Source organism: Cupriavidus sp. IDO (genome assembly GCF_000812465.1).
Lineage (GTDB): Bacteria > Pseudomonadota > Gammaproteobacteria > Burkholderiales > Burkholderiaceae > Cupriavidus.
Map to the genome: position 1 here is coordinate 1 of NZ_JWMA01000148.1, position 10,791 is coordinate 10,791.

Genomic DNA, 10,791 nt, shown 5'->3' on the forward strand with positions numbered 1-10,791 from the left:
CTCGTTGCCGATACCACTTGGGATCTTATCCCGCAACGCACCGGCCGCAAGCCCGCTTCATCCTTCGGGGTCGGGCTTGCCCGATGGACAACTACTGACTCGCGATCGCCCCAAGGGCGACTTTGTCGATGGGCTTCAGCGTCCCGGTTTCCCGAGCACGCTGCCATCCAAGCTACGGGGCTCTGACTCTTACCCCGGCGGGCTTTCTTTCCCGCTGAATACGCCAGCCTTCGCTGGACGCACAAAAATCCCCTGCCATCTAATGCTCACAGGGATTTTAGGTAGTCAAGCTCCGCTTACCAACATCTTTGTGTAACAGATAGGGCATTGCCAAGATATGCTTGTTGTGCACTGCCGCCGCAGATCGTCGGCGTCCAGCCCGTGCGGACATCGGCATCAAGAGCAAGAACGGAAGGAGAACGCAGCGATGACAGTTACCTCTAGCAAATTGCCTGCATGGACGATCGTTGCGCCGTGTGTCGCCCTGGTCACGCTGGCTGCCGGCGCATTGCTGCCCGGCCAAGGCTGGCTGATCGCGCTGATGGGCATTGCACTGGCCGGCTCGGTCTTTGCAAGCGTTCATCACGCCGAAGTCGTTGCCCACAAGGTCGGCGAGCCGTTCGGTACGTTGGTGCTGGCCCTTGCCATCACGGTCATCGAAGTGGCGCTGATCGTCTCGGTCATGCTCTCTTCCGGCCCTGAAAATGCGGGCCTTGCGCGCGACACCGTGTTTGCGGCGGTGATGATCATCTGCAACGGCATCGTCGGGCTGTGCCTGTTCGTAGGCGGCCTGCATCATCACGAGCAGGCCTTCCAGGCGCCGGGCGCCAACGCGGCCATGGCCGTGCTGGCCGCGCTGCTGGTGCTGACAATGGTGTTGCCGAGCTACACGAGCTCCACGCCAGGGCCGATGCTGACGCCCGCACAACTGGGCTTTTCCGGCGTGATGTCGTTGGTGCTGTACGGATGCTTCGTCTTCGTGCAGACCGTGCGCCATCGCGACTACTTCCTGGTGGAAGGCAGCCCGGATGAAAACCAGCATCTCCCGCCACCGCCTGCGCGCGTGGCGCTGGCAAGCGGGGGGCTGCTGATTGTCTGTCTGGTGGTGGTAGTGGGACTCGCCAAATTGCTGTCACCGTCGGTGGAGAACGCCATTCTGTCCGCAGGCGCTCCGGCGGCCGTGGTGGGTATTGTAATTGCCGCGCTCGTACTGTTGCCGGAATGCCTGGCGGCATTGCGCGCGGCACGCGGCGATCGCATCCAGACAAGCCTGAACCTGGCACTGGGCTCAGCGCTGGCCAGTATCGGCCTGACGATTCCGACGGTCGCGGCTGTCTTCATCTGGACTGGCCAGCCGCTTGCGCTGGGGCTAGGTGGCAAGGATATGGTGTTGCTATTCCTGACGCTAATCGTGATGACGCTGACCCTCGGCATGGGCCGTTCTACCATCCTGCAAGGCGTGGTTCACCTCGTGATCTTTGCCGCCTACTTGTTCATGTCAGTTGTTCCGTGAGGGGAATCCCGGCGGACTTCAATCTGTACGCCAAAGCGCCGCGCAATGGACCCCCGGAGTTCAGTGGAGGACAGGCATATGCAAACACGCAAAAGCTTCCCCTTCAACTTCATCTTTGTGTGCTGTTCGGCTCGCTGCTCTTCAACGCCCGCATTGACCAACTGGAGATTTTTGCCCGCGAACTGCCGCGAAAATGAAGTGGGAGCCCCTGCCGGCGCCAGCTTGCGCGAGCGGGCGGCGCCGTGTGTAGAATGCAGCTGAGGAATGCCACTCCCCCGCAACTTTCAACAAGGACCAGCCATGACTCGCCGCTCCGCTCGCACGCTGTACATCGCTCTCGCACTGGCAACCGCAACGGCACCCGCGTTTGCCGACGACGCCAAGAATGCCGTGGGCGGCGGCCTGGGCGGCGCCGCCGGCGCCGCGGTGGGCGGTGCGCTGGGAGGCAGCACCGGTTCCGTCATTGGCGGCGCGGTCGGTGGCGGTGCCGGCGGCGCGGTGACCTCGAACAAGAAAGAGAGGACCGGCGCCGTGGTTGGCGGCGCGGTCGGCGGCGGCGCCGGGGCCGCGGCCGGGAATGCCATGGGTGGCAGGACCGGTGGCGTGATCGGCGCAGGGGCAGGCGGCGCGGCCGGCTCCGCGCTCGGCGGCCATGTCTCGCGCAGCAATAACACCGATTCGGACGGGCACAGCCACGGAAACAAGGGCAAGCACAAGGGCAACAAGCATCATCACCACAACGACTGAGCACGTGCCGCGTCGCGCCGCCTGCCCCAGCCGTTCCCCTGTCAGTTCCGCCGCCTGCCGCCAGACTTCACGCTGGCGAGCCAGGTAAATACCTGCCTGCCCTGGCAAAGCGTGTCGCGGGGAGGCCGCCGTGCAGCTTGCTGCCGTGCTGTTGTCGGGCGAGCCTGGCGAACCTGCAGTGGTCGGGCCTGCCGCTACTGCGCCACGTTTCCATGCCACCCGTTTCAGTCGATCAGCTTCCCGTCGGCGTCGAAGAACGGATGCAGCGCGCCATAGTCGCCGCTGGCCGCAAGGTGCGTCACCAGCCCGTGTATCGGATGCCACCAGTGCAGCAGGTAGCCGGGGGGCTCCATGCGGAAACGCGAGGCCGCCTGGGGGTCGAGATCGAGGGCGACCTGATGCGCCGGACTGGGGGCTGTCATGGCGATGGTGCCGCCAAAGCGGCGCGTGATATGGCGATGCAGGTGGCCGCAGACCACGCGTTCGACCTGCGGATGGCGTGCAATGACGGCTTCGAGCGCCGCGGCATTGTCCAACCCCTGTTCGTCCATGTGCCCGATGCCGGTGTAGAACGGCGGATGGTGCAGCATCACCAGTGTCGGGCGCGCCCGCGCCGCGGCCAGTGCCGCATCGAGCCACGCCAGACCAGCATCATCGGCATGGCCTCCTGGCTTGCCCGGCACCGTGCAGTCGAAGCCGATCAGCCGCAGCGGCCCGGCATCGATTGCATAGTGAACCGGTGCATCGCCATCGCCATTGGCAAACAGGTAGTCGTGATCCGGAAACACGCCGCGCAGTGACGCGCGATGGTCGTGGTTGCCGGGCAGCAGCCTGACCGGCATCGGCAGGCGCTGCAGGATGTCGCGCAGGAAGCGGTACTCGGGCTCGCTGCCGAAATCGACCAGGTCTCCTGTCACAATGACGATGTCAGGCTGTTGCGGCGCGGCCAGCAAGGTGTCTATCGCGGTGTGCAGCGCGCCGGCGGTATCGACCAGACGGTATGAAAGCTTGCCGCCCGCCTTGATGTGGAGGTCGGTCAGTTGCGCGATCAGGTAGGGGGCTGAGGTTAGGGTGTTCATGCGGCGTCGGGGAGCGTAATCAGGTGGTCCGTGTCGATGCGCAGGCCGATGCGTTCGCCGGCCTGCCACGCGTCGCGCCGGGCCGTATCGACGATCAGCGGTTGCACCGCGCCCACGTTGACCAGCAGGCGGGTGTGGTTGCCGAGGAAGAGCGCGGTGACGACGGTGCCTTCTATGTGCGCCTGATCCGCATGAACGAACGCCACGTCCTCCGGGCGGAACATCAGCCGGGCGCAAGCGGATACCGGCGAGTCGTCGGGCAGGCCCATCGGCACCGTGCCGCCCGGCACGCGCCAGCGGCCCGCTTCTGCGGTCGCCGGCAGGTGGTTCATCGTGCCGATGAAGTCGGCCACGAAGGCGTTGGCGGGCGCGCGGTAAATCTCCTGTGGCGTGCCCGACTGTGCGATGCGCCCCTTGTCCATCACGATGATGCGATCGCCCAGTGCCATGGCCTCCGCCTGGTCGTGCGTCACGTAGACGGCGGTGATATGCAGGCTGCGCAGGAGCTGGTTGATGTCGGCGCGCAGGGCGTCGCGCAGCTTGGCGTCGAGCGCGGTCAGCGGTTCGTCCAGCAGCAGCACGCGCGGCTGCACGGCGATGGCGCGGGCCAGCGCCACGCGCTGGCGCTGGCCGCCGGAGAGCTGGTCGATACGGCGATTGGCAAACGGTCCCAGATGCATCATCGCCAGCATGTCGTCGACACGCCGCTTGCGCGTGGCGGCATCCGTGCGGCGCACGCGAAGGCCATAGGCGATGTTCTCGGCGACGGTCATGTTGGGGAACAGCGCGTAATTCTGGAACACCATGCCGACGCCACGCTGCTCGATGGGCAGATGGGTGACTGCCGTGTCGCCAAACCAGACCTCGCCGCCGGCGTCGGGTTGCTCGAGTCCGGCGATGATGCGCAGCGTGGTGGTCTTGCCGCAGCCCGATGGCCCAAGCAGCACCACGGTCTCGGCGGCGCCGATGTCGAGGTCGAGTGGCTGGAGCGCGGCCGTTCCGTCTGTAAAAGTCTTGGCGCAGCGGCGCAGGCGAATGGTCGTGGGCTCATGCATGGCGGGTCTCGGCGGTTGGGGGTGCGGCCGCAACCTGCATCCCGGGGGCGGCCTCGGTCTGGGGAACATGGCGGCGGGCGCGTGCGCCGAGTGTGCTCATCACCTGCATGAAGACCAGCAACGGAATGATCATCACGAAGAACACGATGGTGTAGGCCGAGCCGATCTCCAGCCGCATCGATGCGTAGCTGTCGGCCAGGCCCACCGGCAGCGTCTGCGTGGTGGGCGTATGGAGCATCCAGGTCAGGTTGAATTCGCCAACGGACAACGTCACCACCATCAGCGCGCCGGCCAGGATGCCCTGGCGGCAGTTGGGCAGCACCACCGTGAAGAAGCGCTGCAGGCGCGTGGCGCCGAGGCTGGCGGCCGCGTCTTCGAGCGTGCGGATATCGATGGCCGCCAGGATGGCCAGCACGGATCGCACCATGAACGGCAGCGTGAACAGCACATGTCCGATCAGGATGAACACCCAGCTCGTGCGCAGGGCCTGCCAGCCGCCGTAAAGCAGGATCAGGCCGAGCGCCGTGGCCAGCCCGGGCACGGCGACGGGCAGCATCAGCAGCTCCTCGATCAGCCGCGTCACGCGATTGCGCCGCAGCGCCATGTAGTAGGCGGCGGGCACGCCGATCACGAGCGTGCAGGCCAGGCAGGCCAGTGCAATGCCCAGCGAGAGGAAGATCGTGCCGCGATAGAGCGACCAGACTTCGAGCAGCCAGCGCGTGGTCAGGCCGCTGGAGAGGCCGACGAAGATATTGTTGGTCAGGCCGGCCAGCACGGACAGCACCACGGGCACCGTCATGAACGCGCAGACCGCAAGCGTGAGCGCCAGTTGCAGCCAATAGGCGGCGCGGCGGGGTTGCGAGGTCATCGGGAGTCCTCAGGCCGTGGCGGCGACCGCGTCGCCGGAGTACCATCGCGCCAGCGCCAGCAGCAGCCAGGTGACCGCGCCGAGCAGGATCGACAAGGCCGCGGCCATGCCGAAATTGGCGTAGTTGGTGAATTCGTTGTAGATCGTCAGCGGCAGCACATCGAGTTGCGTGGCCAGCGTGAACGCCGTGCCGAATGCGCCCATGCTGGTGGCGAAGCAGATCGCGCCGCTCGACAGCATCGCCGGCATCAGCGCGGGCAGCATCACGTCGCGCACCACGTGCCAGCGATTGGCGCCGAGCGAGCGGGCCGCTTCTTCCAGCGAGGTGTCGAGCTTCTCGACAGCCGCCATCACGGTCAGGATCACGCGCGGAATCGAAAAGTACAGATAACCGACGAAGAGCCCGGTCAATCCATAGGCGAAGGTCCAGCGCTCGCCAGCCAGCGCGTCGCCGATCGATGCCAGCAGGCCGTTGCGGCCGCCGAGCATGATGACCATGAAGCCGATCACCACGCCCGGAAAGGCCAGCGGAAACGTGAGCATCGCCACCAGCACTGCCTTGCCCGGCACCGGATGCCGTTGCAGGAAGGTGCCGGAGATCCCCGCAATCACCAGCGTCGCCAGCGTGACCAGTGCGGAGAGCAGCACAGTCACCATCAGGCTGTGCAAGTAGCGCGCATTGGTCAGCACGGCCCAGTAGACGCCCGCGCCATCCTTGCCGGTCAGGCTGACTTCGATCAGCCGCGCCATCGGCAGGCAGAAGAACGCCAGGAACACGACGAGCGCGGGCAAGGCGAACAGGAACAGGGGGAGGGAGCGTCTGGTCATGGCAGCGGCCGTCTCAGCGGACTTCCTTCAGGTACTGCTCGCTGAAGCCCTTCTGCACCTGGGCCATCTTGCCGAAGTCGACCGCCTTGGCGCGCGCATACTCAGTGGCGGGCAGAAAGCGCGACTGCACGTCCTTCGGCATCGGCACGTTACGCACCGGGCGCAGGTAGGCGTTGGCCCACAGCGCCTGGCCCTGGTCGGACAGCACGAAGTCGAGCACCTTGCGGCCTTGCGCGGCATGCGGCGCGTTGTTGACCAGGCTCATCACGTAGGGCACCACCAAGGTGCCTTCCTTCGGGATCACGAAGGCCACGTTGGCGTGGTCCTTGTACTTCGCGCGATAGGCGTTGAAGTCATAGTCCAGCAGGATGGGGATCTCGCCCGACAGCACGCGGGCATAGGCGGTCTGTTTCGGCACGATCGGCTGGTTCTTCTGCAGTTCACGGAAGTACTTGAAGGCCGGGCCGAAGTTGTCCAGCGTGCCGCCCATCGCCTGGTTCACGGCGACAGCGCCGACGTAGCCGACGAAGGCGCTCGCCGGGTCGAGATAGCCGATCAGGCCCTTGTACTCGGGCTTGAGCAGGTCGGCCCACGACTGCGGCACGGGTTTGCCACGCAGCGCGTCGACGTTGACCATGAAGCCGAGCGTGCCCGAGTGGATGGCGAACCAGTTGCCTTGCGGGTCCTTGAGGCCGTCAGGAATCTCGTTCCAGTTGGCCGGCTTGTACGGCTGCGTCACGCCATCAGCCTTGGCCTGGATGCCGAACGTCACGCCCAGATAGGTCACGTCGGCTACCGGGCTGGCCTTCTCGGCAACGAGTTGCGCCAGCGACTGGCCGGAGTTCTTGTTGTCGAGCGGCACGGTGATGCCGGTTTTGTCCTTGATCGCGCGGATCTGCGCGGCCCAGTCAGCCCATTCGGGCGGGCAGTTGTAGCAGATGGCGGTTTGCGCGGCCACGCCCTGACTGAAGGCCGCGGCAGTTGCGGTAATGGCCAGCCAGCGTAGAGGACGGCGCCAAAAGGATTGCGTCGACATATAAAGCTCCCTGGTTGAGATGATGGGACAGCGAATGGTGTGTGAAGCGCTTGTTGTCAGGATTCATGGCGGCGCGCCGACGGTGCCTTCAACGCGCAGCCTGTGGGGCAACAGGTAGCCGCCGTACGCAGCGTCATCGCGAACGTTGTCGCCGCGCTTGAGCCGCTGCAGAAGCTGGCGAACGGCTTGCGCGCCAATCTCGGCGTTCGGTTGCATCACAGTGGCCAACTGCGGTTCCATCAGGGCGCCAAGCGCGATACCGTCGTAGCCGAGCACGGAGACGTCGCCCGGCACGTGCAGGCCCAGGCGCTTGAGATCGGAGATCACGCCGATGGCGAGCAGATCGTTGGTGCAAAAGAAGGCGGTGGGTGCATCGGCACGCGCCATCAGTTCGCGAATCTGCGCGGCATTGCTGGCCGTGTGCGAGGGCAGGCAGACCGGTTCAAGCGGGGCCAGCCCGTGCGCCCGCATCGCATCCTCGTAGCCCGCGAAGCGCTGACGCGCGCGATCGGAAGCCATGAATGCGCCGGAGACCACGACGATGCGCCGATGGCCGGCCGCGATCAGCGCCTCGACGCCTTCACACGCGCTCATGCGATTGTCAACCGACACCGAGTGCCGCCCACGCTGGGCGCCCTGGGCCGACAGCTGGTTGTAGGCGAGTACATAGGGCACCGACTCGCGATCGAGCTGGTCGAGCACGGTACTCTCGGCGGCGTCGGCCACGGTCAGCACCATGCCGTCGACGCGATGGCGCAGCAGGTACTCGAGCCGTTCGCGCTCGCGTGCGGGATCGTAGCCGCTCGTCACGAGCATCAGCGAGTAGTCCGAGGCCATCGCCGACTCCTCGATGCCGCGCCAGCATTCGGCGAACACGGCGTTCTCCAGCGTGGGCAGCATCACGCCCAGGATGCGCGTCTGCTGCGCGCGGAGCTTGGCGCCGAGCAGGTTTGGGCGGAACGAGAGCCGCTGCGCGGCATCATGCACGCGCTTCGCAGTGGCTTCGCGCACGAGCTGAGGATGACTGAACGCGCGCGACGCCGTGGCCAGCGATACCTGCGCCGCCAGGGCGACGTCGGCGAGCGTGACGCCGTGGCCGGGGTCGGCGCAGGCGATGCATGGCTGCAACTCGGGTCGGCGGGACGTCGCCACGGGCTTCCTCGTCGGTTGTGTGGGGCACTGCGATGAAAACGTTTTCATTCAAGCGCCGAAAAATCAGGCGTCAAGGTTTTCCGTTGTTGCAACGCCGCATCCTGGATGCGGTGCGGCCCGGAGCCTGCGCCCGTACTTGCGTCGAATTTTCATGCGCATGTGTGACCGGGTGATGACGGGGTGGCGACAGATCGCCTTGTCGATTGGCTCAGGCGCCGCATCGTGATGAGCGCAAACACCGCCACGGGCAACGGACCGGAAAATCCTGGCATCGGCAGGCGACACTGCCCGCCCGGACAAACCGGGCGTGCCTGCTGCCGACGTCAGAGCTGCGGGGCCTGGCAGGCTGCTCCGCCCGGATTGTCAGTCTCCGGCAGACCGAACACCGCGCGCGCGCCGCATTGCGAGCCAAACATGCGCGCCTGGTCATGCCCCACCCCCGCGACTTCGAACGCCTGATGCCGGATCACCAGCCCCGGGCTGGCCAGGTAGCGCTCGTAGCGGAGATAACCCCGCGCACGCTGCAGGCGCGTAGGCCCCTCGGCTTCCGCGCCGCAAGCCTTGTCCAGCACGCGATGGTTGGGATCGTTGTCTTCGGAACCCACCAGGTAGGTCACCTGCCGCCCCGCGTATCGCCTGTACAAGGCAAGCCCGGAGGTGCCCTTCGCATAGGGCACGATGTCCTGCATGCCGTAGCGGTACTTGTCGTAGTCGGCGCAGACCGACTTGTCATACGGCGCGAATACCTTGCCGTCCGCACTTGCCGGCCGCACCGGCGTGAAGTACAGATAGGAGGACGGGTTGGCCACCACATAGCGCAGGTCGATGCCGCGCGCCCGGACCTGCTCGTCCACATTGTTCAGCACGGCGTAGCGATGCACGATCTGTGCGCCACCGGAGTGCCCGGCCACCGTCACCCTTGTCACCGCGGGAAAGCGCGACTTGTCGGTCACGTAGCCGAGCAGGTCGTCCATCACCTGCAGCGAACTCACGCTGAACGGCGCATTCACCGCGTTCTCGCCGCTCATCCAGCCCTGCACCGACCACCGCGGCATATTGTCGAAGCCCTTGCCCTGGTCCGGCGTTCCCGGGAAGTTGGGCGCGATCAGCAGGACTTCGTCCGGATTGCGCCCCGTCGCTTTCAGCAGTGCCGCGCCGGCGGCGTAGTAGTCGTCGCCATTGCGCTGCAGGCCATGCTGGACGAAAACGACTTCGCGGATGCGCGACATGTCCCCGTCCAGCGGATGGTTGGCGTAGACGGGGAAATCGTAGCCACGGAGATGGAAGCGTTGCCACTGTGGCCTGGCTGCGGCCGCGCTGACGGGGCGCGTCCCGGCCTCGGCCTGGTTGCCGGCCGATGCGGCACAGCCTGCCAGCGCGGCAATCATCGCGGCGGCACCGGCAAGCCGCGCCGCGCGCATTGGGATCAGAACAGTCTGGAACATTGGGATTGGGTCTCCTCGTCTGGACTGCAATGGTAGGCAATCCTTCGGCCCACGTAAAATATATACTGGTCGTCATTCACATATCTCATGGATATACCTCCATGGAACTCAGGCACCTGCGCTATTTCCTGGCCGTGGCCGAACACGGCTCCGTCACGCGCGCCGCGGAGCAGCTCGGCATCCAGCAGCCGCCCCTGTCGCAACAGCTCAAGGCATTGGAGACCGAACTCGGCGTGGCATTGTTCGAACGCCAGCCCAGGGGCGTTGCGCTGACGCCTGCCGGCCAGGCGCTGCGGGCAGACACCGAAGACCTGTTCGGGCGGATCGAACAGATGCGCGCGCGCATGCAACGCATGGCACGCGGCGATGAGGGCGCGCTGGCGATCGGCTTCACCAGCTCGGCCGCCGCGCACCGGCTGACGCCCGAGGTGCTGCGGGCCTGCCGGCGCCAGTTCCCGCGCGTGGCGCTGTCGCTGACGGAGTGCAATGCTGCCGAGGCGATCGAACAGCTCGCGGACGGCACCTTGAGCGCCGCCTTGCTGCGCGCGCCCGTACAGCATCCGGAGGGCGTGCGCTTCGACCTGCTGCTGGAGGAAGACATGGTGATCGCCCTGCCGCTGGACCATCCGCTGCTGCGCAGGCGCCAGAAGGCCGGTGTCGCGCCAACGGCGCCGGTTTCGCTGCGGGAGCTGGCCGGCGACACCTTCATCCTGGTGCGGCGCCCGGGTGCGCCGGGCATGTATAACGACCTGCTGCGCGAATGCGAGGCGCTGGGCTTCACCCCTCGCGTGGGCGCCGAAGTCGAGCGGATGCTGACGAACCTGAACCTGGTCGCGGCCGGCGCCGGCGTCAGCGTGGTGCCGGCTTCCATGGCCAGCCTGAACCGGCATGGGGTGGCGTATTGCCGGATGCAGGAAGCCGATCGCCTGCGCGCGCCGCTGACACTAGGCTACCGGGCCGATGCCGCCGATGGCGCCAACCCGCCGCTGGCGGCACTGGTGGCGCTCACGCACAAGCTGGCGGCGCGCCATCGGCGGGGGGGGGGGGGGGGGGGGGGGGGATTTTTTG

10 protein-coding genes are annotated in these 10,791 nt (G+C 66.3%); 3 read left to right on the forward strand and 7 right to left on the reverse strand.

Annotated features, from left to right (window positions below; genetic code table 11):
• The first annotated feature begins 427 nt into the window (after positions 1-427).
• Positions 428-1,513, forward strand: a complete 1,086-nt coding sequence (locus RM96_RS29555) for a calcium:proton antiporter (RefSeq protein ID WP_039015293.1) — start codon at positions 428-430, stop codon at positions 1,511-1,513.
• A 300-nt stretch (positions 1,514-1,813) separates the two neighbouring features.
• Positions 1,814-2,260 carry a hypothetical protein gene (locus tag RM96_RS29560; RefSeq protein ID WP_039015294.1) on the forward strand — a complete coding sequence of 149 codons (447 nt, stop codon included), beginning with the start codon at positions 1,814-1,816 and terminating at the stop codon, positions 2,258-2,260.
• Between the two features lie 224 nt (positions 2,261-2,484).
• On the opposite strand, the gene RM96_RS29565 is transcribed toward RM96_RS29560, so the two are convergent.
• The 7 genes from RM96_RS29565 to RM96_RS29595 all read right to left on the reverse strand — a co-directional run bounded on the left by RM96_RS29565 (position 2,485) and on the right by RM96_RS29595 (position 9,723).
• Positions 2,485-3,339, reverse strand: coding sequence for a phosphodiesterase (locus tag RM96_RS29565; RefSeq protein WP_039015295.1), 855 nt, complete (start codon positions 3,337-3,339; stop codon positions 2,485-2,487).
• The gene (locus tag RM96_RS29570) at positions 3,336-4,394 is read right to left on the reverse strand and encodes an ABC transporter ATP-binding protein (RefSeq protein WP_039015296.1); all 1,059 of its coding nucleotides are present in this window, start codon (positions 4,392-4,394) and stop codon (positions 3,336-3,338) included. The genes RM96_RS29565 and RM96_RS29570 overlap by 4 nt, the downstream gene beginning before the upstream one ends.
• Positions 4,387-5,262: an ABC transporter permease gene (locus RM96_RS29575; protein WP_039015297.1), complete on the reverse strand. Its 876-nt coding sequence runs from the start codon at positions 5,260-5,262 to the stop codon at positions 4,387-4,389. The genes RM96_RS29570 and RM96_RS29575 overlap by 8 nt, the downstream gene beginning before the upstream one ends.
• 9 nt (positions 5,263-5,271) lie before the next feature.
• Positions 5,272-6,090: an ABC transporter permease gene (locus RM96_RS29580; protein WP_039015298.1), complete on the reverse strand. Its 819-nt coding sequence runs from the start codon at positions 6,088-6,090 to the stop codon at positions 5,272-5,274.
• 13 nt (positions 6,091-6,103) lie between these two features.
• Positions 6,104-7,126 (reverse strand): ABC transporter substrate-binding protein, encoded by a 1,023-nt coding sequence (locus RM96_RS29585; RefSeq protein WP_039015299.1) that lies wholly within the window; start codon positions 7,124-7,126, stop codon positions 6,104-6,106.
• 63 nt (positions 7,127-7,189) lie between these two features.
• Positions 7,190-8,278, reverse strand: coding sequence for a LacI family DNA-binding transcriptional regulator (locus tag RM96_RS29590; RefSeq protein ID WP_039015300.1), 1,089 nt, complete (start codon positions 8,276-8,278; stop codon positions 7,190-7,192).
• 323 nt (positions 8,279-8,601) lie between these two features.
• Complete coding sequence (locus RM96_RS29595; protein ID WP_039015301.1) at positions 8,602-9,723, reverse strand: alpha/beta fold hydrolase; 1,122 nt, start codon at positions 9,721-9,723, stop codon at positions 8,602-8,604.
• Between the two features lie 101 nt (positions 9,724-9,824).
• Between RM96_RS29595 and RM96_RS29600 the strand changes: the two genes are divergently transcribed.
• The coding region (locus RM96_RS29600) for a LysR family transcriptional regulator (RefSeq protein ID WP_063926024.1) at positions 9,825-10,791 on the forward strand (967 nt) is incomplete at its 3' end.

Coding starts and splice junctions, on each gene's coding strand:
- RM96_RS29555 (WP_039015293.1), top strand. CDS start 428: ATGACAGTTACCTCTAGCAAATTGCCTGCATGGACGATCGTTGCGCCG.
- RM96_RS29560 (WP_039015294.1), top strand. CDS start 1,814: ATGACTCGCCGCTCCGCTCGCACGCTGTACATCGCTCTCGCACTGGCA.
- RM96_RS29595 (WP_039015301.1), bottom strand. CDS start 9,723: ATGTTCCAGACTGTTCTGATCCCAATGCGCGCGGCGCGGCTTGCCGGT.
- RM96_RS29580 (WP_039015298.1), bottom strand. CDS start 6,090: ATGACCAGACGCTCCCTCCCCCTGTTCCTGTTCGCCTTGCCCGCGCTC.
- RM96_RS29570 (WP_039015296.1), bottom strand. CDS start 4,394: ATGCATGAGCCCACGACCATTCGCCTGCGCCGCTGCGCCAAGACTTTT.
- RM96_RS29565 (WP_039015295.1), bottom strand. CDS start 3,339: ATGAACACCCTAACCTCAGCCCCCTACCTGATCGCGCAACTGACCGAC.
- RM96_RS29585 (WP_039015299.1), bottom strand. CDS start 7,126: ATGTCGACGCAATCCTTTTGGCGCCGTCCTCTACGCTGGCTGGCCATT.
- RM96_RS29575 (WP_039015297.1), bottom strand. CDS start 5,262: ATGACCTCGCAACCCCGCCGCGCCGCCTATTGGCTGCAACTGGCGCTC.